This is a genomic window from Candidatus Electronema sp. JM, assembly GCF_048287415.1.
In the GTDB taxonomy this organism is placed as follows: Bacteria; Desulfobacterota; Desulfobulbia; order Desulfobulbales; family Desulfobulbaceae; genus Electronema.
Window position 1 is genome coordinate 1 of record NZ_JBLWEN010000001.1, and the last position, 22,034, is coordinate 22,034.

At 55.1% G+C, this 22,034-nt stretch carries 23 protein-coding genes and 1 pseudogene; 5 read left to right on the forward strand and 19 right to left on the reverse strand.

The genetic code is table 11. From position 1 onward, the window contains the following. A pseudogene (locus tag ACNKH6_RS00005) lies at positions 1-113 on the forward strand (IS1 family transposase); the annotation flags it as partial. A 398-nt stretch (positions 114-511) separates the two neighbouring features. Here ACNKH6_RS00005 and ACNKH6_RS00010 read toward each other — a convergent pair. The 15 genes from ACNKH6_RS00010 to ACNKH6_RS00080 form a co-directional block, all read right to left on the reverse strand. Beyond that, positions 512-859, reverse strand: a complete 348-nt coding sequence (locus ACNKH6_RS00010) for a hypothetical protein (RefSeq protein WP_417913489.1) — start codon at positions 857-859, stop codon at positions 512-514. Then, positions 856-1,164, reverse strand: a complete 309-nt coding sequence (locus tag ACNKH6_RS00015) for a BrnA antitoxin family protein (protein ID WP_417913490.1) — start codon at positions 1,162-1,164, stop codon at positions 856-858. Before ACNKH6_RS00015 ends, ACNKH6_RS00010 begins: the two co-directional genes overlap by 4 nt. A 21-nt stretch (positions 1,165-1,185) precedes the next feature. Continuing rightward, positions 1,186-1,395: a hypothetical protein gene (locus tag ACNKH6_RS00020; RefSeq protein WP_417913491.1), complete on the reverse strand. Its 210-nt coding sequence runs from the start codon at positions 1,393-1,395 to the stop codon at positions 1,186-1,188. Then, a complete protein-coding gene (locus ACNKH6_RS00025; RefSeq protein ID WP_417913492.1) occupies positions 1,385-1,654 on the reverse strand; it encodes a BrnT family toxin in 270 nt (89 codons plus the stop codon). The genes ACNKH6_RS00020 and ACNKH6_RS00025 overlap by 11 nt, the downstream gene beginning before the upstream one ends. 258 nt (positions 1,655-1,912) lie before the next feature. After that, a complete protein-coding gene (locus tag ACNKH6_RS00030) occupies positions 1,913-2,401 on the reverse strand; it encodes a hypothetical protein (RefSeq protein WP_417913493.1) in 489 nt (162 codons plus the stop codon). Positions 2,402-2,406: 5 nt separating this feature from the next. After that, entirely contained in the window at positions 2,407-4,101 is a 1,695-nt protein-coding gene (locus tag ACNKH6_RS00035) for a glutamine--tRNA ligase/YqeY domain fusion protein (RefSeq protein ID WP_417913494.1), read from the reverse strand. Positions 4,102-4,392: 291 nt separating this feature from the next. Next, entirely contained in the window at positions 4,393-4,572 is a 180-nt protein-coding gene (locus tag ACNKH6_RS00040; protein ID WP_417913619.1) for a DUF2442 domain-containing protein, read from the reverse strand. Between the two features lie 114 nt (positions 4,573-4,686). Then, positions 4,687-5,769 (reverse strand): acyltransferase family protein, encoded by a 1,083-nt coding sequence (locus ACNKH6_RS00045; protein WP_417913495.1) that lies wholly within the window; start codon positions 5,767-5,769, stop codon positions 4,687-4,689. A 270-nt stretch (positions 5,770-6,039) separates the two neighbouring features. Next, entirely contained in the window at positions 6,040-6,648 is a 609-nt protein-coding gene (gene pseH / locus ACNKH6_RS00050; RefSeq protein WP_417913496.1) for a UDP-4-amino-4,6-dideoxy-N-acetyl-beta-L-altrosamine N-acetyltransferase, read from the reverse strand. Between the two features lie 75 nt (positions 6,649-6,723). Next, positions 6,724-7,041 (reverse strand): cupin domain-containing protein, encoded by a 318-nt coding sequence (locus ACNKH6_RS00055; protein WP_417913497.1) that lies wholly within the window; start codon positions 7,039-7,041, stop codon positions 6,724-6,726. Then, positions 7,042-7,842, reverse strand: coding sequence for an acyl-ACP--UDP-N-acetylglucosamine O-acyltransferase (gene lpxA, locus ACNKH6_RS00060; protein WP_417913498.1), 801 nt, complete (start codon positions 7,840-7,842; stop codon positions 7,042-7,044). Positions 7,843-7,865: 23 nt separating this feature from the next. Then, positions 7,866-8,315 carry a 3-hydroxyacyl-ACP dehydratase FabZ gene (fabZ, locus tag ACNKH6_RS00065; protein ID WP_417913499.1) on the reverse strand — a complete coding sequence of 150 codons (450 nt, stop codon included), beginning with the start codon at positions 8,313-8,315 and terminating at the stop codon, positions 7,866-7,868. Between the two features lie 29 nt (positions 8,316-8,344). Next, positions 8,345-8,929, reverse strand: coding sequence for a hypothetical protein (locus ACNKH6_RS00070; RefSeq protein ID WP_417913500.1), 585 nt, complete (start codon positions 8,927-8,929; stop codon positions 8,345-8,347). Between the two features lie 161 nt (positions 8,930-9,090). Continuing rightward, positions 9,091-13,269 (reverse strand): DEAD/DEAH box helicase, encoded by a 4,179-nt coding sequence (locus ACNKH6_RS00075; protein ID WP_417913501.1) that lies wholly within the window; start codon positions 13,267-13,269, stop codon positions 9,091-9,093. A 99-nt stretch (positions 13,270-13,368) separates the two neighbouring features. Further along, entirely contained in the window at positions 13,369-15,264 is a 1,896-nt protein-coding gene (locus tag ACNKH6_RS00080) for a SurA N-terminal domain-containing protein (RefSeq protein WP_417913502.1), read from the reverse strand. 265 nt (positions 15,265-15,529) lie between these two features. Between ACNKH6_RS00080 and ACNKH6_RS00085 the strand changes: the two genes are divergently transcribed. The 4 genes from ACNKH6_RS00085 (at position 15,530) to ACNKH6_RS00100 (ending at position 19,740) form a co-directional block, all read left to right on the forward strand. Further along, on the forward strand, positions 15,530-15,850 hold the full coding sequence (locus tag ACNKH6_RS00085) for a TusE/DsrC/DsvC family sulfur relay protein (protein WP_417913503.1): 321 nt from the start codon (positions 15,530-15,532) through the stop codon (positions 15,848-15,850). A gap of 108 nt (positions 15,851-15,958) precedes the next feature. Next, positions 15,959-16,513, forward strand: a complete 555-nt coding sequence (locus ACNKH6_RS00090; RefSeq protein WP_417913504.1) for a GDSL-type esterase/lipase family protein — start codon at positions 15,959-15,961, stop codon at positions 16,511-16,513. Positions 16,514-16,518: 5 nt separating this feature from the next. Then, positions 16,519-16,869, forward strand: a complete 351-nt coding sequence (locus tag ACNKH6_RS00095) for a hypothetical protein (RefSeq protein WP_417913505.1) — start codon at positions 16,519-16,521, stop codon at positions 16,867-16,869. Positions 16,870-16,896: 27 nt separating this feature from the next. Beyond that, positions 16,897-19,740, forward strand: a complete 2,844-nt coding sequence (locus ACNKH6_RS00100) for a M16 family metallopeptidase (RefSeq protein WP_417913506.1) — start codon at positions 16,897-16,899, stop codon at positions 19,738-19,740. Here ACNKH6_RS00100 and ACNKH6_RS00105 read toward each other — a convergent pair. From ACNKH6_RS00105 to lspA, 4 genes are read right to left on the reverse strand one after another with little or no spacing between them, the layout of a single operon-like run. Next, complete coding sequence (locus ACNKH6_RS00105; RefSeq protein ID WP_417913507.1) at positions 19,667-20,884, reverse strand: AI-2E family transporter; 1,218 nt, start codon at positions 20,882-20,884, stop codon at positions 19,667-19,669. The two genes, ACNKH6_RS00100 and ACNKH6_RS00105, sit on opposite strands and share 74 nt — an antisense overlap. Positions 20,885-20,931: 47 nt before the next feature. Further along, positions 20,932-21,321 carry a hypothetical protein gene (locus tag ACNKH6_RS00110; RefSeq protein ID WP_417913508.1) on the reverse strand — a complete coding sequence of 130 codons (390 nt, stop codon included), beginning with the start codon at positions 21,319-21,321 and terminating at the stop codon, positions 20,932-20,934. A gap of 24 nt (positions 21,322-21,345) precedes the next feature. After that, complete coding sequence (locus ACNKH6_RS00115; protein WP_417913509.1) at positions 21,346-21,558, reverse strand: hypothetical protein; 213 nt, start codon at positions 21,556-21,558, stop codon at positions 21,346-21,348. After that, complete coding sequence (lspA, locus tag ACNKH6_RS00120) at positions 21,555-22,034, reverse strand: signal peptidase II (protein ID WP_417913510.1); 480 nt, start codon at positions 22,032-22,034, stop codon at positions 21,555-21,557. Before lspA ends, ACNKH6_RS00115 begins: the two co-directional genes overlap by 4 nt.

Sequence of the window (22,034 nt, forward strand, 5' to 3'; positions counted from 1 at the left end):
GCAGAAAAACTCTTTCTTTTTCTAAAAAGATGAAGAATCATATCGGGTCACTTTGGAATTTTATTCATCATTACAATGAAAATATAGCTCCAAATTTAGCCGCTATGCCTTGAGGACTACCCCCTCCGTTTGGGCTATAAGATGTGGTGATGCAAGCAGTTTTGCTTGATCAAGCCAAGATACGGCGGAGCCTGCTCTTTGTCAATCAAATAGGGCGCGGAAAACTATGAGAATGGTTTCGGAAAAACCATATAGATGGTTCCGAGGAAACCATCAGGTATGCACCGAGGCAACATACCTGATGGTTTTCCGAAACATACTGTATGGGAAGGTCGGTGCATACTGGTATGTTTGGTGGGAACATGCTGGTATGTTTTTGGGGGAGGATGGGGGAGGTTCAAAGCCGGGGTGGAAGGGCGGTCTGCGGGGCTGCAGGCATTGGCGGAACAGGGGCATCTGCTTATTCGGGAAGGACATAAGCAGATGAGGGAAGAGCGTCAAGGAGATCAGGCTATTGCTTTGTCCAGCGTATTCCATCCTTGTCTATCAAGGCATTGCCTTCAATTCTGCCCGTCGCGGAGCGTCCAGAAGGCAATGTCAGGGTGACAACATCGTTCTCAATGGCATACACCCCGGAATATACCCGGTCAAGTTCTTCCTCACTGAAAAATGTTCCATTCTGACTCAACAGCAAATAGCCTTCCCCGTTTTCTGCAATATATGTTCCTGCATAGGGCGCGGATGCCTGCGGCGGCTGCGTTGGCATCACCCTGTCATACTGACAGGCTGAGCACGACACAGCGCATAATGCAAGAAAAACAAACCGCGCCGCATTTCTTCGGCATATTGTTTTCATCATGTTTCCTCCTTTTGTTGCGCCCGCATGAAGAAAGAGCGTCCAATATGAAAAATATCAACAAATCTGCAGGCCGGGGAAAGCGAAGCAATCCCCTGCGCCCAGGTTTTCACATACCGCTGAAGAATATCGTTCAGCTTGTTCTGCCAGCCTTGGCCGCAGTTTCTAAAGAACTCCACAACTTCATGGTTGAGACTCAGCGTGACGCGCTCCCGCTCCGGCAGCCCTTGCACTGCCGGGCGCATCCGGCTGACTGTCTCCTCATCCAAGGGCGGATTGTCTATATCAGACAAGGCGGCACGAGTCAATTCCTCGCCGTCCGCCCTGCATCAGCTTCCTGCCAAGCCCAGACGATGCTCTTCAGCATACTTGCGGAGAGCGCGGTTGACTGCATCCGAATCGGGAAACAGTTTGCGCAGATCAGGAGCGATGACAACGATATTCGTTCCCTCCCGATATGCCTGCGCGTATTTTCCCCGCTGGCCTGACTTGATCAGCTCGGCAGAGTATTCAGGCCGCAAGGTGTCTTTATCCTTCATAGGCGTTGCGCTCCTGGCGGGTCATCCGCCGTGCTGAAATGATGCGAATGCTGTTTGACCTCTCCGTATAGGATACAACAAGCGGAGTGCCTTTCAAAGAAACGCCAAAAAGAAGATAGCGGTCTTCGGCGGAAGAATGGTCAGGATCGTAAACGCAGGATGAATGTTCATCATTGAATACTTCACTTGCTTCAACGAAGGAAACACCGTGCTTCTTTATATTGACACGAGCCTTTGCTTCATCCCACTCGAAGTTCATCTTTGCTGCAACGCCTTCTTCTTAATGCGCAACTTCATGGTTGAGACACATCACTCCTCCCCGCTCGCTTTGCTGCTCAAGCTAAAAGCGGCAGGGAACTCATTGCACCGTCTCTGTTTCCTCTTTCTTGATCTTCGCCAGTGCTTCTGATACTTGATGAGCAACGGACTCGTCTTTCGTTCTGGCCAGAACCTCTCTCAGCGTCGCCTCGTACTTCTTCGGTTGAGAGACAACCCTATAGAAGGTAAGACCACCTTTCTATCGCAGGATAAAATCTGCATCGCTGCGCGTTATCCGTGTTTTCATGCTGATCACCAGTCCTGCCAGAATGCTTGCAATCGCCACAGCGGAGACTACCTTCAGCCCAATCTGCGATCTCTTTGACAGCGTCGGCCAGATTTGCGGCCTAATGGCCTTGTTGGTGGCACAGAGCGATATGCCTCCAAGCAGCATAAAGGAGAAAGGCCCAAGCCATGCAGCACCTGTGAAGAAGGCCAGCAGAAGAAGCCCGGCAGCCTTCAGAAGACTGGAAGGAAGGGGCCTGAGTGCAGCCCTGTCCTCAGGCTTGACAGCTGCCGTTAGCGCAACGAACCAGATTATCATGCCAAGACACCAGCCAAGCATGTGGGGCAGGGTGTATTCAAACTGCTCGGTTACGCATTGCACGCAGGCGGCGGCAGGTCGTGGCAGCATCAGAAGGCAGGCGGCGACCGCTACAGCTGCTGTCTTCAGGTCTGCATTCTTCATGTGCATCACTCCTCCTCGCTCGCCTTGACCCAGCTGTCCTTCAAGGTGACGATGCGGTTGAAGAAGAGCTGGCCCGGCTGGCTTTCTTTGCTGTCCAAGCAGAAATAGCCCTGCCGCTCGAACTGGAAGCGGTCGTCCAAGGCAGCATGAGCAAGCGACGGCTCCAGCACGCAGTTGTCCAGCACCTTCTTGGAGTCAGGATTGAGGAAGTCCTTGAAGTCGCGCTCCTTGTCCGCATCAGGATGCTCGGCGCTGAAGAGGCGGTCATAGAGGCAGACGCGGGCCGCGATGCCGTGCCGCGCCGAGACCCAATGAATGGTGCCTTTGACCTTGCGGCCATCCGGCGTTGAACCGCCTTTGGTTGCGGGGTCGTAGGTGCAATGCAGCTCGACAACCTCGCCCTGCGCGTTCTTCACCGCTTTCTGGCAGGTGATCAGGTAGGCATAACGCAGGCGCACCTCGCGGCCCTCGGAGAGACGGAAGAACTTCTTCGGCGCGTTTTCCATGTAGTCACTGCGTTCAATGTACAGCTCACGGCAGAAAGGAAGCTGCCTCGTGCCCATGTCCGAGTTCTGCGGGTGATTCTGTCCCTCCACCTCTTCCACCTGCTCTTCCGGGTAGTTGGTGATGACCACCTTGAGCGGCTCCAACACGCCCATCACCCTCGGCGCATGGATGTTGAGATCATCGCGCACCGCATTTTCCAACACGCCCATGTCTATCCACGACTCCCGCTTGCCCACGCCGACAGTGGCGCAGAAGTTGCGGATAGCGGCGGGTGTGTAGCCACGCCGACGCAGGCCGGAGATAGTCAGCATTCTTGGGTCGTTCCAGCCATCCACATAGCCTTCCTGCACCAATTGCAGCAGCTTGCGCTTGCTCATCACCGTGTAGTTGATGTTCAGGCGGGCGAACTCGTACTGGCGCGGGTGACAGGGCGTTTGCAGCGTGTCCAAGACCCAGTCGTAGAGGGCGCGGTTGTTCTCAAACTCCAGCGTGCAGATGGAATGCGTGATGCCTTCGATCATGTCCGAGAGACAATGGCAGAAATCGTACATCGGATAGATACACCAGGTGCTGCCCGTGCGGTGGTGGTGGCTCTTGAGAATGCGGTAAATGGCCGGGTCGCGCAGGATGATGTAGGGCGAGGCCATGTCAATTTTGGCCCGCAGCGTGCAGGTGCCTTCCTCCAGCTCGCCGTTCTTCATCTGCGCGAAAAGAGCAAGGTTTTCCTCGACGCTGCGGTTGCGGTAGGGGCTGTCCTTGCCCGGCTCAGTCAGCGTGCCGCGATATTCGCGCATCTCGTCGCCGCTGAGGTGGCAGACATAGGCTTTGCCAAGTTTGATGAGCTGCACGGCGAAGTCGTGGAGCTGACTGAAATAATCAGAAGCGTAGTAGAGATGCGTGCCCCAGTCAAAGCCGAGCCAGCGCACATCCCGCTGGATGGACTCAACATATTCCACCGACTCCTTGCTGGGGTTGGTGTCGTCAAAGCGCAGGTGACACACGCCCTTGTTCTCTTGGGCAATGCCAAAGTTCAGGCAGATGGACTTGGCGTGGCCGATGTGCAGGAAGCCGTTTGGCTCCGGCGGGAAGCGGGTGACAATGCTGGTGTGCTTGCCAGAGGCAAGGTCATCGGCAACAATCTGCCGAATGAAGTCGAGGGGCTTGTCGGGGGAAGTGGAGATGTCAGTGGTCATATTTAAAACTGGAAGTAGATTTGTTATCTTAAACGCAGCTTGCCGCGTCAAATTTTCAAAATGGGCTTGCAATCCAGCCTGTGGCACTGCGTATTTCTCATTGCAACAGGTCTTTGGTTTGGAGATGAGCGGCAAGATCGTCCACGCTGTACGCATGGTCTCGTGCGATGCTGTCTTTAATTCTCCATAACTCTTCGATGATTTCATCAGCCATTTTTTTTCTTGCCCCCATATCAACTGCTGCGCTTGGGCAAGCAATGCTTCAGCCATGTTATTCAATCTATGATTGATTCAGTGTACATGCTCACGCAAGAACTCAGGAGCGAAATCTGCTCCGTTGCTCCATGACATGGTATGGCCTTCTAAGATGAAGGACTTGAAGAATGAAATATCCTTCAGCGGTTCAAATATCTTGCCATACAATTCAGAGGATAAGTCTATTTCACCCTCTGCGCCGTCATCGAAGGTCAGTTATACTTTTTAGCCATCAAGATATGTGAACATTGCTGCTGCGTCAAATTTTAAATGCCAAATCTATGGTGTGATCATGCCTTTCATGCCGCCCGTATCTATACATTTTTTACATTATTTCGTTGAATCTTCTGAAGATATCTTTTCTATATATTTTGTACGAAAAAGCAAAAATGGACTTTCAATAAATCTATAACTAAGATAGCATACTGGTATTATTAATAAAAAAGAAGGTATCGAAAAAAGTATTGATAAATATTTATTAGATATATCTATGATATGGTCATTAACAAAATTCGCCATACGGAATACAACAAAAAAGTGTAGCAGATAAATTGAATATGAATATGTCCCTATGAGAGCAATAAACCGAGACAACTTTCCTGTAGAATGCTTGAATGAATTATCGTACCAAGAAATAAATGAAGCATAAAATAATCCTTCAATTGTCGGCATGAAGACCCATATTATGCTTGGTGATGGGTAGGATGGGTTTTTATAAAAGCCGCCTTGATAGTCAAAATACCAATAAAATCCAGAAAACAGAAGAAAGCTGAAAAATAATAGAAGATGCTTTCGAGAAACATATCTCTTGAATTGATACGCCAGCATACCAAAGACAAACTGATCTATCCTCCCTACGATTGTGAAATACGACAACTTTTGTATTTCTCCAAAATCTTGGTGTAGGATAAAACGTACTGCGATCGACAGGAAAATAACAAGTAACAACGAATAATTCCATTTTCTTGATAAGAAAAGTAAAATCGGAAGAACTAAATAAAAATGAAACTCCACTGTAATTGACCAACCTCCGTTAGGAAAGTATGGCATTATGACTCCAAAAACAATGTTTTTCGCATAAGCAATAATATTATGGCCAACAAGCAATTCTTTCAATCCAATGATAAATATTACTGCTGCCAATAACGGCGCAAGACGCAAAAAACGATTCAAAATAAAATGAGTGTAAACAATACGTTTGCCGTCTAAAAGCTTTGCAAATAAGTAACCGCTCAATGCCATAAAGAGGGCCACGCCAGTATGCCCTTCGGTTAGCAAAGACAGCGGAAATATTGGCGGCGGCGCAAGTTGCCCGTTGTTCACGTGAATAAAGTGCCATGTAAACACAATGAATGCAGCAAAAGCCCTTACATGGTCTAATGCGATAAAGTATTTTCCAGTTGACGATTTCAAGTACAGTTCTCTCTCGTTTTTTGGGCACTTAACAAGTGCATTAAGTTTTATTTTACCCTACAACTGTTGCACGATAGACAATAAGATTGCCCCTAACCTCCAGTTAGGGGAGTCTCCCTTCCTTACCAACTTTCACACTTCGAAACCTCCCTATTCTACACCGCCAAACCCAGAATATCCGATAGGCATAGAACAACATATCGCTGAAAAAGTCATCTTGTTTGTCCATCAATTGCAGCAGCAATGGTGCAAGATATCTATGCATTTAATTCAATTCTCAAGTCTCCATCGAGCTATTATAGAAAATTTTTCAAATACACCTCTGTATTTTTCTTGAATTTCAGCGTTCCCTGCAAGCCAATCTTGCTTGGTTAACCCAAGCAAGTGAACGCCTATGCGAACACCATTTTTTATGATATCTGAACGCCTGAATCCTTCTTCTTGAAAGAAGAATTTTTTATGCAGCTTTACGATCGTAAAATTTCCTTCTATAATTTCACAGTTTAATTTTTCCAGATTTAGATTATCAAAAACAAAATTGATAAAAAAATACTCTAAAGAAGGGCCAACCCCACCTCTCTCAGTCTGTGTTAAGTAATACGCCCAACTCGCCTTTCTATGAAAATAATCAATATTATTTATACTTATGACTCCAAGTGGAGTATACTTTTCGCTCAAAACAACGAATACAATTTGTCTATTATCTTTTTTAAGATTATTTATCCATTCAAGATGTTCAGTTGTAGATATCACATGATCTGTGTACATCCACTTTCGAACACTTTCTTCATTTCTAATATCTCTCACCCGTAACTGCAATTCGGTTGCAAGAGACGTGATAGGGACAAGCTCTATCAGTCTTTGATTTTTCCCTTTCATAGTTTGTGACATTAAATTGCAACTGCCGATTCTTATCGGTTTTTTTCGGCGGCTGATCCAGCCGCCGAAATTTCGCTACGACCTGATCATCGTCAGGAGCATTTTGAATGGCGTGACCGCGTGCAGGGCGTGCGGCACCTGCGCGGGCATGATGAGCATGTCGCCCTGCCGGAGCTGAAAAAGCTGCCCGCCCACAGTAATATCGGCCTCGCCGTCAAGGAGCTGCACCATCGCGTCAAACGGGGCGGTGTGCTCGCTCAAGCCCTGATCTTTGTCAAAGGCGAACAGCGTGACCGTGCCGGTCAGCTTGCTGAGGAGGGTCTTGCTGATCACCGCCCCTTCCTGATATGCAGCCAACTCAGTCAGCCGCATCAGTTTGGCTTCATTGCTCATTTATCCTTCCTCCGTCCGTTTCACCACGCCGCGCTTGCTGCTTCTGAAAAATTCCACCAAGTGCAGCACTTCCGGCGATTCCGGCATGTCCTGCTCGGCTTGAATCAGGGCATCTTGCAGCACCACTTCCGGCGCGGAACGGAAGATGATCCTGAAAGCCCGCTCAATAGCATCAACCGCCTCACGGCTCACGCCGTTGCGGCGCAGACCGATCTTGTTCACGCCAGTAATCCGCATCTGGTTGCGGGTCCCGGCCAGAATGACATAAGGCGGCACATCCATTGAAATTCCCGACATGCCGCCGACATAGGTGTAGGCGCCGATCCGGCAAAACTGATGCACCGCCACCAGCCCGCCTATGTTGGCATAGCTACCGACCTCCACATGCCCAGCCAAAGTCGCCACGTTGGACATGATCACATGATCGTGCAGAATGCAGTCGTGGGCGACATGGCAGTAGGACATCAACATGCAGCCATTGCCGATCACCGTCCGGCCACGCCCGGACACCGTGCCCCGATGGATGGAGACATATTCGCGGATATGATTGCCGTCGCCGATCAGCAGTTCGGTCGGCTCGCCCTTGTAGCGCATGTCCTGCGGCGCACTGCCGATGGAGGAGAAGGAGCCGATATGATTGCGCTCGCCAATCCGGGTCGGGCCGGAGATCACTGCGTGCGCGTCAATCACGCTGTCCGCGCCGATCACTACGTCCGGGCCGATGACGGCATACGCGCCGACTGAGGCACTGGCATGAATTTCTGCCTTGGGGTCAATGACCGCAGCAGGGTGTATGGCCATTTTGTTGTCTTTTTTGAAAAAGGTCAGGAGAATGTCGCCATCAGCTCGGCTTCCGCCGCCACTGCGCCGTCCACCAAAGCCTGTCCGGCCATCACAGTCAGCTTGCTCCGCTGCTTGAGAAATTCGAGTTGATAAATAAGCTGGTCGCCAGGCCGCACCATCCGGCGGAAGCGCACTTTTTCCAGTCCGGCAAAATACACCAGCTTGCCCGCCATGTTGTCAGCGGAGAGATAGGCGAGCACCGCGCCTGCCTGGGCCATGCCTTCCAGCATCAGCACACCGGGCATGACCGGCTCGCCGGGAAAATGACCTTGAAAGAACGGCTCGTTCATGGAAACATTTTTCAGGCCGGTGATGCGTTTGCCCCGTTCAAAGTCCAGCACCCGGTCCAGCAGGATGAGCGGGTAGCGATGCGGCAGCAGATTGAGAATCGCCTTGATGTCCAAGGAATTTTTTCCAGCAGCTTCTGTCATAATGACGATTGATGGGGTAAGAGATTTGCTCAGGGCTGTTCATGCGGAGGAATGTCCTGACAGCGGAGAAAGGCGGCTTGGATGACTAAGGGATCAGAATGCCAGACCGTTTTTTTGTCCCATTCGTCATAGCCCGCCGCCGCCCAGCCGCCTTGGCTGACCCAGTCGCTGTAGCCGAACTTCCAGCCTGCCCAGCGTTCTCGGAAATTATACGGCTCTTCTGGGCCGTAATAGACAAAAATCATGCTCTTGTCTTCCTTCGCCTTGCGGCTCCGTCCGAGCAGGAGCAGATCCGCGCCCCAGCGCATGGCTTCTTTTTCCACCACGCCCGCAAGACCGTGGCCGTTCGCTCCTGCCGGTGTCCAAATCAGCAGATGAGCGAAGACCTTGCAGCCCGCTGGAACCTGCTCCGGGGCAAACACGGCCTTTGCTTTGAGCGTGGGCGGATAGGTCACGCCGCTTGGCTTGCTTTCCTGCCGCACAAACGGCATTTTGTCTAACAGCGCAGGCACCTTCTGCCACGCAGCCTCAGCCCGCTGCTTGACTCCGCATCCGGCCAGCAGCGGCAAGGCCGCCACCGTCAGCAGCAGGCCGTGTGCTCTATTTTTTCTCATTTCATCCTCCGTCCTGAGCAGCGTTGAATTATACCTGCTTGGATAAGCAGCAGGGGCGAAAAATTTTTCGCCCCTACATCAAGCACATGCTTGATGCGGCTCCTCAACGCAGGGCAGTTACGCAAGAGGTCTATTATACCGCGTTCAGCGCTGGTTGCCTATCAGTTGCCCCGGATCAGCTCCAGCAGCTCTTCCGCGCTCATGCGGGCGCCTGCGTCGGTGCCTTCCAGCAGCGAGCTGGCCAAATTGCGCTTCTCGTGGTGCAGGCGGACGATTTTTTCCTCAATCGTGTTGGCCGTGACCAAACGATACACGGTCACGGGCCGCTTCTGGCCGATGCGGTGGGCGCGGTCAGCAGCCTGATCCTCCACCGCCGGATTCCACCACGGATCCATGTGGATGACGTAGTCCGCCGCCGTGAGGTTGAGACCAAGTCCGCCCGCCTTGAGGCTGATCAGGAAAAGGTCGCCGTCGCCCGCTTGGAATTCGTCCACCTGGCGGATGCGGTCTTTCGGCGGTGTGGTGCCGTCAAGGTACTTGTAGCTGATGCCCTTGCCGTCGAGGTACTCGCGGATCAAGGCGAGATGGCCGGTGAACTGGCTGAAAATCAGCGCCTTGTGCCGCGATTCGAGCAGCTCCTCAACTACCTCGCCAAAGACCTCCAGCTTGCTCGACGGTATCTTGCTGGCCGAGTCAATCAGCTTGGAATTGCAGCAGGCCCGGCGCAGGCGCATGATTTCTGCCAAAATTTGCAAATGCCGCCCGGCTTTTGGATCGCTGCCTTCAATATTCTCCAAGGCCTGCTGGCGGATGGCTTCATAGAAGGCCATTTCCGACTTCTTCATCTCCACCCGCAGGGTGATTTCAGTGCGCGGCGGCAGCTCGTCAAGCACCTGCGACTTGATCCGGCGGAGCATGAAAGGCCGGATCAGCTTTTTGAGCTGGCGTTTGGCGGTGCGGTCGCCGTGCTTCTCAATCGGAATGCCGAATCTGGTGTTGAACTGCTTGTAAGTGCCGAGCAGACCAGGGTTGATGAAGTTGAAAAGGTTCCACAACTCGCCGAGATGGTTTTCTATCGGCGTGCCGGTGGTGATCAGGCGGAACTTGGCATTCAGACGCATCGCGGCCTTGGAACGCTTGGTGGCCGCGTTTTTGATCGACTGCGCCTCGTCCAAAACCACGGTCTGCCAAGCCACAGTTTCGAGCAAATCCACCTCCTGCTGCAGCAAAGTGAAGCTCGTGATGAGGATGTCCCGCTTGCCAAGATTGCTGATCACCTCTTTGCGCTCGTCAGGATTGGCCAAGCTGCGCACGGTCATGGTCGGGGCGAAGCGGGCCGCCTCCTGCTCCCAGTTCATGCAAACTGAAGTCGGCGCGACGACCAAAGTCGGGCCGTCCTCCGCCCGGTCGAGGATCACCGCCAAAGACTGCAAGGTTTTGCCGAGGCCCATGTCATCGGCCAAGCAGCCGCCCACGCCGAGATGCGCCAGCCGCGACATCCAGACAAAACCCTCGACCTGATAATCGCGCAGGTCGGCCTGCAAGGTGGAGGGCACTTCCGGGACAAAATCCTGGACAAATTCAATCCGGGCGAGCTGCTTCTTCCAACCCTCGTCGGCCTGGGTGTTGGCCTGCCGGGTGAGGTCGTCCAAAGCCAAGGCCGCGAGCGGATGAATGCGGATTTCCTCTTCGCCGCTCTCGCTCTTGCCGCCCGCCTCGCTGAAGCGGAGCAGCTCTTCCAAACGGCTGCGGAATTCCTGGGTCAGGGCAAGGAACTGCCCCTTGCCGAGCGGGATGAAGCGGCTGCGGGCCTCGCGCACCTTGTCCAACAGGCTTTTCAGGTCAATGATCTCGTCCTGATCCACCTGCACATGGCCGGACAGGGCGAACCAGTCCTGCTGGCCGGTGCGGATGTTGAGGTTGAGCTGGCTGATGCCCGCCTGTTTGCGCACGGCCAGCTTTTCGCCCTCTGGCCATTCGAGCACAGCGCGGTCGCGGATTTCCTCCAGCTCCAGCAGGGCTTGCAGACATTCCTCCGGGTCGAGCAGATGCCACTCACGGTCGTTTTCCTGCGCCAAGTCCGTGGCAAGGTCGAGAATCGGACAGCTCTCCTCGATCTCGCGAGCTTTCTCCTCCTCCAGCAGCAGGTTGCGGCGGGTCTGCATCCGCCGTCCGCCGACCTCGGCCATCAGATTGGCCACGCCGATGCCCGGCTTGAGATACGGCCCCTTGCGCGAGAACGGCTGAACGAACATCTCCAACCGGAAGCCGGTGCCGTAGGGAATGATGTGGATGTGAATGGTCGGATCGGCCTCGATAATTTTCACATCCTTTTCCGCGCCGCCCACGTCAATCGAGGAATGCACGGTCATGAACGAGGCCATATTGCCGATAGCGCTCAGGACTTGGCTGCCCGCCGCAGCCGGATAACGCTTGCCGCCGGGTCCGATGATGCCCGCCACCCGCCGGTGCTCGTCGTTGATCTCCATCACCCGGAAGCGGGTCGGGGTCTCCTGCCAGACTGTAACCCGACCCTCGCCGATCTCTTGAAGAAAATGGATGAAGAGAGAGCCGTCTTGCTCCTCAACCATCAGCTCCGGCTCGCCAGCCACAATCTCCACCGGCACGTTGCCGGAGTTGTTCTCTAAAAAAACATGCGGATGGCCGACCAGCGCAGGCAGGGCTTTGTCCATGTCGAATTCGCAGCCGCCGTTACGCGAGGTCGGCTCGCCCACCTGCCGGAGCGCAGCGGAAATCTTTTCGTCCTGCTCGGAGAGATAGTCAAAATCCTTGGGCGAATAGAGCAGGCGGTTGAGGCCTACGCCCTTGCCCTTGCTCCACTTGCTGCCCGGCTTTTTCTTCTGCTCCTTGGCTGCCAAAGTCAGCTTGCCGTCAGCAAATTCCACCGTCCAGGCGAGACGGCTGGTCTTCTCCGCCTGTCTGGCCTTGCCTGTGACGCTGATCAGCTCCTCCAAGCTCTGCTTCCACGATTCATCCTGCGGCTTGACCAAATCCGCCAGACTGCGGCAGTTGATCTCCTTGGCTAATTTCTCGGCAATTTTGGCCATGTCCTTGCGGCCTGGATCAGCGGCGGCCAAGAGCTGCGCCGCTGCCATCGCCAGCCAGAAGAAGCCATACACCTTAGCCCGGCGGCAGAGGGATTCCAGTCCGGCTTGCAGCTTGTCCGGCAGATGCACACTCAGCCAGTGCAGCACCAGCCCGGCAGTGAGCACGCTCAAGCTGCGCGCCTCTTTTTCAAAGCCTTCCGTGAGGATGCGCAGGTCAGGCATTCCGCCTGCCGCCGCTGCCACGTAGAGGTCTAAGAAGCGGAAGGGCAGCTCTTCCGGCCCGCCTTGGCAGCGGCTGAGAACGATGGCCGCCGCCCGACGGATCAGCTCGCGGTCGCCGGGGCCGCTGCGGGCAAGCAGGGCCATGATGCAGAACAGCCCGTTGATATTAAAAAAGAAGGTGCCTTCTGGCCCAGCGTATTTGTTGAGCAAGGCGAGATCGGTCTCGAAAAGCTGAATCGCCTCGTCGGTGCGGCCTTGGAGAAAAGCCGCGCTGCCCGCAAAGCCGGAGCCTTGGAACGAGTCGGCATGAGCGGCCAGCAGGCTGTCCAACTTGCCGGTGCAGCCGCGCAGCAGATAATGCCCGGCCAGCAGCCGCCGAAACGGCACCCGCTCGTCCTCAGACAGGAGCATTTTCTCTTCCTGCTCCAAGTAGGCGGTCACTGCGGGATAATCCTCGGCCTTTTCCGCGCTGTGGCGGAATATTTCATTGAGCAGATAAAACTGAAGAAAGCCGGGCAGAGCGCGGAACCAGTCCGCGTCAAAGGTCTCGGCCACCACCTGCACCGCAGGCGGCGGCCCCGGCTGCTCCTCCTTGCACTGCTCCTTGAGAAAGAGGGCGGCTTCCTCCATTTTGTCGGTGTCGCCAGTATGCAGGCCGATGCGGAACTGGCGCAGGGCGCGGCGGCAGCGGGTTGACCATTTGCCGTAGAGGTAGGAGACTGGTGCCTTGCGCTCAATCAGTTCAGCCAAGGCGGCAAAGCGGCCTTCAGCGGCGGCCTGCCGGACAAGCTGCTCGGCGAGCAGGGCTGGGCATTGGTTGAACTCATTGAGCAGGCGCAGCTCGCGCAGGCGGTTGACCGCGCCTTCCAGCTCGTCGTTGCTGATTTTCGGCGGCAGGCCAGACAAATCCGCGCCAGCCAGACAGGAGGCGAGAAAGGCGGGTGAGACCGGCTCATACAGCACGGCAATAAACGTAAGCAGAAACTGCTCCAAGGAGGGCAGACTGCGGACCAGCTTCATCTGGCTGCTGTTCTGATTTGAGAGGGACATTTTTCTTCCGAACAGGCTGTGCTGCGCTCAGGCAGCATAAAAAAAGAGAACAGGCGGGACATTGCCTCCCCGCCTGTCAGACCGTCGCGCTCTGCCGCATTACTGCGGGGCTTCGTCGTCGCGGTTCCGCAGGCTGATCTGTATCTTGGCCTTGCTTTGCAGGCTGGCCAGCCACGCGGTCAGCAGGTCACGCTGGGCTGAGGTTGTGAGCCGCTGCCGCGTCGCCTCGTCGGTTTTGGCCTCGCCTGCGAGCCGTTCGCGCACTTCATAAACAAACCACGCCTCTCCGGCCTGCACCGGCGCGGCAGGCAGCTTTTCCTTCCAGGCCAGCTTGAAGGCTTCGCTCTGCACCTCATCCGGCGGCGCGTTCTCTCCGCCCGGAGTTGCGCGTTTGAGCAGCCCGGTGACAATCACAGTCCCGCCTTCCGGGCTTTGCAGGGCTTTTTTCTCCCGGCTGGATGCGAGCAAATCCGCCGCCGCCTTGGCAGCCAGTTCCGCCGCCTTTTCCTTCTTCCATGCAGCCAGCACTTTGTCCTTCACCGCTTCCAGCTTGGGCTGCTCTGGCTCCTTCACGTCATCAGCGAAAAGGACGGCATAGCCCTCGCGCAGCTCAATGATTGAGGACAACTCGCCTTTTTTCAGACTGAAGGCAGTTTCGACAAACTTTGGATCAGCAGGCAGTCCTTGCGGACGCTCGCTGCGGGAGAAAGGCTCCAAAACCTGCACCTTGCCCGCTTCCTGCTGGCTGTATTTGTCCAAGCTGCCTGCCTTCATCACCGCCTCGTAGGCCGCCGCCGCCCGTTTGAAGCTCAGGGCTTTGGCCTGCTGCCGTTTGAGACCGACGGCGATGCTGTCCTTGACCTGCTCGAAACTGCGCACGGTTTCTGGTTTGACTTCTTCCAGCTTGATCAGGTGATAGCCGAATTCAGTTTCAATCGGCCCGCTGATTTCGCCCGGCTGCATGGCGAAGACCGCTGCGTCAAAGGCAGGCACCATTCGTCCGGCAGCGAAAAAGCCCAAGTCACCGCCCATGTCTTTGTTGCTGGCATCGTCCGAGTGCTGCTTGGCCAACGCGGCAAAATCACCGCCTTTCGCCTTAGCCTGCGCCAGCACTTCCTCAGCCTGCTTCTTTTTCTCGGCGCGGAGATTTTCTGGGGCGTTTTTTTCGATTTTGAACAAAATATGACGGGCATGACGCTGCTCCGGCTGGCGGTAGCTCTCCTTGTCCTGCTCGTACTTCGCCTTCAGCTCCTCGTCAGCGATTTTGACCTCTTTTTCGTCATCGCTCTGATTGAAGAGCAGATATTTCAGCCGCACTTTCGGCTCAGAGCGGTATTTTTCCTTATTTTTCTCAAACCAGGCGGCCAGAGCCTTGTCGTCTGCGGCAACCTTGGCCTCGAACGCGGCAGGCTCCAGCTTGACATAGGCCAGCTTGAGCTGCTCGTTGCTCCATGCCTGCCAACGGGCGGCGGCGTTATCGGGGATCACGGCGAAACTGCCAGCCAGCTCTTGCACCCGCTCCGTGCTGAGGTCGGATTTCAGACCCTTCTCAAAGGAGCTGGGAGTCATCCGGTTTTGCTCCAGAACAGTCTTGTAGCGTTGCAGGTTGAAATTGCCATTCTCCTGAAAAACCTGCATTGCAGCGATCCGCTGCTGCACCGGCAGCTCGCTGATCCTGATGCCCGCCTCCTCGCCGCCTTGCCGGAGCAGCTCGGCCTGAATCAGCCGGTACAGGACTTGCTCGCGGATGCCAAGCTGCTCGGCGAAACCGGGCGGCATTTTGCCGCCAAACTGCTGCTGGAGGCCGTCCACCGTTTGGCTGTAGGCCCGATTGTATTCCACGGGAGATATTTCTGTGCCGTTCACGGTGGCGACAGAATTGCGGCTGCCGCTCAGATTGGTGCCGACTCCCCAAAAAATAAACACCACCGCAATGATCAGCACCACGGTCTGAATCAGGGTTGACTGAGCCTGTTTGCGTAAAAAATCCAACATCTTGCTTCACTCTCCAATGAATTCTTGGTCCGAAAGGAGCTGCGCCTTTCCTGTCTCATCCGCACAAGATAGCAGGTTGTCAGGAAAAATGCCAATCATTGTGCATCCGCCGTCTGAAACAGCTTGTTCCGCAGCAGAAAAAAACGAAGAGTGCTTGACAAAGAACTGCCCATAGGTTATGTCTTTCCTCTGACACCCGCACAGACCGCAACGGTGAATATGCCTTTATTCATTTCAACCTATCTTTGCCCACAGGAGAACCATTATGGCAACCATTGAACACAAGGGAAAATCTTACGAAGTTGATGAGGACGGCTTCCTGCTGAACGGCGCCGAGTCTTGGGATACGGACTGGGTTGACTACGTTAAGAGCGTGGAAGGCATCAGCACCCTGACCGAGGAGCATCAGCAGGTTCTTGACGCGCTGCAGGAGTACTACAAGAAGAACGGCATCGCCCCGATGGTCCGTATTCTCTCCAAGACCACCGGCTTCCCGCTGAAGCGGATTTACGAGCTGTTCCCCTCCGGCCCTGGCAAGGGAGCCTGCAAGATGGCTGGTCTGCCGAAACCGACCGGCTGCGTCTGATTTCAGCAGGACAGATTGGTTTGCGCAAGGCCGCCTTTATAGGCGGCCTTTTTGTTTTCGCGCCGACCACCGTTCAACACCGCCGTGCATTCCTGAAACGAGAGAAAAATGATGGCTGATGCCAAAAAAACGATTATGCTGTTAGGCGACTCGCTGGCAGAATGGGGCGACTGGGCCGTTCTCCTGCCGGAACTGGACGTGATCAACCGGGGCAAGGCCGGAGAATGCGTGGAAGAACTGTCCGCCCGGCTGGCTGATGAACTCGACACTATGCCGGAACCAGATTTTCTCCTGCTCATGTCTGGCACTAACAATCTGCTCATGGGCAGCCCGCATTTCACTGCGGTGTTTCAGACCATGCTGCCGAGGGTGGCGGCTCTGTGTCCGGGCAGCAGGATTGTGGTCAACGGCATCATGCCGATGCGCTGCTGTGGCCTGACAGCGGACCTGCTTGGCGCAGTCAACAAGGAATTGCAAGCATATGCCGAGCGGAGCGGCTGCGCCTTTCTTGACATGACGGAGCCGTTCGCGGCAAGCTGCCTGCCAGTCACCCGCCCTTGTTTTCTGCATGACGGCGTGCATCTCTCCACCTTGGGCTATCAGGTCTGGGCGCGGGAAATCCGCAACCTGACCGCAGCCGCAACCTTCTCGTCAAGGCACTGAAGCTGATGATGAAACATCTTATTCCTGTTCTGTTCGCGGCGGGCGCTGTCCTGCTGGCCGCAGCTGATGAAAGCAGAGCGCAGACCCAAGAAATTTGCCCGGACCGTCCGGTGCCGCCGGATTGGGTGGTTGTGGACATCCTTGCCCGCACAGGCCGATGCAGACCGGGGCATCTTGACAAAATGCTGAAAATCCAGAATACTCGCATGATGCAGGCCGGTGCGGCCTTGAGAGTCTGTCTTGGCAGTCCGCTGCCTAGGGGATGGGTGGTTACTGGCAAAGAACGCTGCGCCGCCTGCTGCGGGGCCGCCGGTCAGCCGGTTGAGCGCAATATCATCAAAAAAATCAAAAACTGAGGTGGGCTGCACCGCCCTGACTCCGCTATGACGTGGAACCGAATCGTTTTTTCCCTTGTTCTCGCCGCTGGGCTGCTGCTTGCGCCCTGCCGTCCGGCCCAGCTTGCGGCCAAAGAAACCTGTCTTTCACAAGGATGGCCGCAGGACAAAAGCGATCTCAAGCCTGATCCAGCCCTGACCTTCGGCACGCTGGAGAACGGATTGCGCTATGTGATCATGCCCAATCATGAGCCTAAAGGCCGGGTCAGCCTGCAACTGAACATCCAGTCCGGCTCAGTGCAGGAACGCGACGAGCAGCGCGGCGTGGCTCATTATCTTGAGCACATGATGTTCAACGGCACCACGCACTATCAGCCTGGGGCAATGGTGGAATATTTCCAGTCCATCGGCATGGCGTTCGGGCCGGACAGCAACGCCCACACCAGCTACGATGAGACCGTCTATCAGCTCATGCTGCCAAACAGCGAAGAGCAGACGGTCAGCAAGGGCTTGCAGCTCTTGGTTGATTATGCGGGCGGCGCATTGCTCCTGCCGAAGGAGGTGGACAAGGAGCGCGGAGTCATTCTGGCGGAGAAACGCGAGCGCGATTCCGCCAGCCGACGGGTGTATAAAAAAGGCATAGAGCAGGCCTTTGCTGGCACCCTGCTGGCCCAGCGGGATGTGATCGGCACAGAGGAAGTTTTGAAAAAGGCCGATGCCGCTCTGCTCCGCCAGTATTATGAACGCTGGTACCGCCCGGACAATATGATTTTGGTCGCAGTCGGTGACGCGGAACCGGCTGCGCTTCAGAAGCTGATCAGCCAGCAGTTCAGCCAGCTTAAGGCGAAGACCGCGTCACCTGCCTGCATTGAGCTGGGCAAGGTGGCAGAGCAAGGCCTCGAAGCGTTTTATCAGCATGAGCCTGACTTGGGACATACTGCGGTCAGCATTGCCTCCGTCTGGAACGCGGAGCCGGAAATGTTCACGCAGGCTGCGGCACTGCGGCGGCTCAAGGAATATGCAGCAACAATGCTGCTGGACAACCGGCTGCAACGGATAGTCAACAGCAAGGACAGCCCGCTGACCAGCGCCAGCTTTTCTTCCTACAAGATGCTGCCGCAATTTGGAATAACCAGTTTGCGAGTGCAGACCGATGCTGGTAAATGGAAGACCAGTTTGGAATTGCTTAACAGCACCCTGCGGCAGGCTCTGACTGCTGGTTTTCCTGAAGAGGAAATGAAGCGGGTGCGGAGCAAACTGTTGAGCATGTTGAAAGAGCAGGTGCAGGCGGCGGCCAGCCGAAAAAGCGATGATATTGCCGCAGTGCTGATCAGCGACTTGAACAGTCAGGAAGTTGTGCTTTCGCCTGCCCAAGAATTGGAGCTGTATGGGCCGATGGTGGAAAAACTGACCGCTGCCGAACTCAGCGAGGTATTCCGCAGTCTTTGGCATGAACGGCGTTTAGTCAAAGTGTCTGGCACAGCGGAGCTGCTGTCTGACAAAAACGGCACGCCGGAAGCGCAGATTCTTGCTGCGTGGCAGGCGGCTGAGGCGGCGGAACTCAAGCCGTGGGAGCAGGAGCAGGCAGTGGACTTTCCATATCTGCCGCCGCCTGCCCCTGAAGCGAAAGTGGCGCAGCATACCGCCTATGAGAAAATCGGCGCAGAACGCTATGTGTTCAGCAACGGCTTGATTCTCAATCTGAAAAAGACCGATTTTGAACCGAATGAGGTGCAGGCCGTTGTCGTGTTCGGCAAAGGGTCGCTTGTGCAGCCCAAGCCCGGTTTAAATGTCCTTGCCCAGTTTTTCATCCCGGAAAGCGGAGTTGGCAAGTTGGATCAAGAGCAGCTCAACACCGCCCTTGCCCCGTATTCCAGCAAGGTGAATTTTTCGATTGACGAGAACAGCTTTCAGTTCAGAGGCAAAGGCCTGAGCAGCGAGACCGAGCTGCTCTTTCAGCTGCTTCATACCCGGCTGCATGATCCTGCGTTCCGGGCCGATGCCTTTGAGCGGGTGCGGCGGCAGGCCGAGCAGTTTTACGCCCAAGCGCAGAGCAGCGTTGAAGGCGCGATGGAATTCAAGGGCGAGTCGTTTTTGGCGGGCGGCAATCTCCGCTACGGCCTTGCGCCGTGGGATATGGTGAAAACCCTGACCTTGGCGGATTTGGAGGGGTGGCTGCGGCCCGCGTTCAAAGACGAGCCGCTGGAAATTTCGGTGGTTGGCGATTTCGACAAAGAGCAGGTGCTGCGGCTCGTCAGCAAATATTTCGGCGAGGAGCGCAAAGGCGGGCAGCAAGGGGCGGACGAAAAAATTATTTTTCCGTCCGGCAAAAAACTGGCGGAAAAAGTAGTGACGGCCACCAACAAAGCCTTGGTGGCTGTGGCCTGGCCTACGGATGATTTCTGGAACATCACCCGCACCCGGCGGCTGAATGTGCTGGCGGCAGTGCTCAACGACCGGCTGCGCAAGCAAATTCGCGAGGAGCTGGGAGCGGCCTATTCACCCTACGTGTATAATCAGTCCAGCGAAGTGGATCCCGGCTATGGGGTGCTGCGCAGCGTGGTGATGGCCGAGCCAGGCCAAGCTGATCGGCTGGCGGCAAAGCTGAAGCAGGCCGGGGCGGATTTGGCCGCAGGCAAGGTGACGGACGAAGAGCTGAAACGGGCCTTGGAGCCATCGCTGACCTCAATCCGCGACAGGATCCGCACTAACGATTACTGGCTGGACAATGTGCTGATTGGTTCCTTGCAGCACCCGGAACGGCTGGAATGGCCGCTGACCATTCAGTCCGATTTTGCTGCTGTCAAAGCGGAGGAACTCAGTGCGCTGGCGGCGAAATATCTTCAGCCGGACAAGGCGGCTGAGGTGCTGTTCCTGCCGGAGAAGAAGTAACCGCTGTCCCGCCTGAAGCCTGACGTTGCTCAGGCTTCAGCGTTTTGTCCGCCCTTGAACCGCCATCGTTTTGCATCCGCAGCTCGCCGACTTCCGGCAGATATTCCTTGAAGGCATCACCGTAAATCTCCCAAATGGTGATGAACAGGGCGGCGATGATCGGGCCAATGATGATGCCGAGCACGCCGAAAAGCGCAATACCGCCAAGGGTGCCGAAAAGCACAAAGAGGTCGTGCATCTCGGTGTCCTTGCCCACCAATCGAGGGCGGAGCAGATTGTCCAAGTTGCCCGCCACTGCGCCGCAGATTACCGCCAAGATAATCACCCCGGAAAAATCGCCTTTCACGCCGAGTATAATCATTGCCGGAATCCAAACCAAGGCCGCGCCAACCGCCGGAATGATGGACAACATCGCCATCACCGTGCCCCAGAACGCCGCGCCTGGTATTCCGGCGAAAAGAAAAGCCAGTCCGCACAGCCCGCCTTGCAGGATGCCGATGATCAGGGTTGATTTCATCGTCGCCCCAGCCACCGAAGTGAAGCGGAGGAGCAGCTTTTGCTCGTCTTCATGATCCAGCGGCAGGTAATACAGGATTTTTCGGAGCAGCCCGCCGCCTTCAGTCAGAAAATAAAACATCACATATAGCATGATCACCGCGCTGAACAGGGCGTTCACGGTCATCTTGGTGATAGAGGAAAGCGAGTTGATCAGCAGGCCGGAGATGCTGCCCACCAGCTCGCCTGCCTTGGCGAGGATCATGTCCCTGTAGGGCAATATTTGCTCGTAATAAGGAATTTTTTCCGCATAGCCGCTGAGGAGGCCGGGTTCTTTGACAAAGGACTGCACCCACGGGGTCACGGATTGGCCGACATGCACGGCTTGACTGACCACCAGTCCGATCAGAAAGGCCAGCGGCACCAGAATCAGGCAGAAGACTCCGGCCACCACCAGCGCGGAGGCCAAATTTTCCCGGCCTTGCAGCCGGTTGGCCAGCCGCCGGTGCAGCGGAGCGGACATGGCGGAAAACAGCCCGGCCAAGAAAATCGGCATGAGAAACTGCCTGATCATGAGCAAAAACAGGGCTGAAATCAGCACAACCATGAACAGCAGGACAACTTTGTTGATGCGCGGATGCTTGATCATTTTTTCTCAGCGGCAGACATCAATCAGTGATTGATGCCAATAAGTTCTCAGCAGTACAATATCAGGGCGGAATTTACAGATAATTTCTCCAATCTCATAATCTGCCTGTGCAAAGAAAGGAGAAGGATTTTTTCAATAGCAAGTGCGTTGACCGCAGCAATGCTGACCATATCCTCTTGCGGTATGCCAAAATCAGATTCATCACCGATGCGCGAATCAGCATTGACGAGCAACGCTGACGAGGTGAGCTGCACACCAGTTGCTTCCGAGAGATTAGAAAAGGAGAGATTGGCAAGAAATACTTTCTTGCCGTGCTTACGGAGGGAAAAATAGACAGGCAGGCCACTGAATACGTCAAAGCCGCCGCCTGCTCCTGCGATAAAAATATTTTTGCTGTCTTTCAGCTCATCAAACAGGGGCTGGCTGGCAAGATTCATCGTATGATTGTCTTGAAAAGACAATCAGGGCGCAGGTTTTTCTCCGCCGCGACGATCTTCCCGCTCTTTTTTGGCTTCATCAGTGAAGGAATAGAGGATGCTGCGCTTGATATTGCCCTGATCGCGCCAGTAGCGTTGATATTCTTCCGGCTGCTGCTCATCATAAGGCATGAATGAGGTGCAGCCAGCGAGCAGACATCCTGTGCCTGCTGCCAGCAGCGCGGCCCATTTTTTCATGGTTCCGGCTTGTTGTCGCGTTCTTGCCAAAACTGGGTCAAGAGAAATAATCCCACGCCAACCGTGATGCCGGAATCGGCGACATTGAACGCGGGCCAATGCCAGCTGCCGATATGAAAATCAAGAAAATCCACCACAGAACCCCAGCGCAGCCGGTCAATCACGTTGCCGATTGCGCCGCCGCTGATCAGGCCAAAACTGACCGCATACAGTGGATTTTCTTGGCCCATCCTGCGCTGCATGAACACCATCACGATCAGCGCGGTCACGGCGATGCTGATGAAAAAAAGCTGCCGCCAGAACGGAGGCAGATTCGAGAGCATTCCGAAGGCCGCGCCGGTGTTGCGCACCAGCACAAGATTGAAAAAGCCAGGGATGACCGGCAAGTTATGCGAGGTGAAGCTGTCCAGCACCCACATTTTTGTGAGCTGATCGCTGACGATGATCAGCCCCATGATAAGTAGAAAACGAAGCAT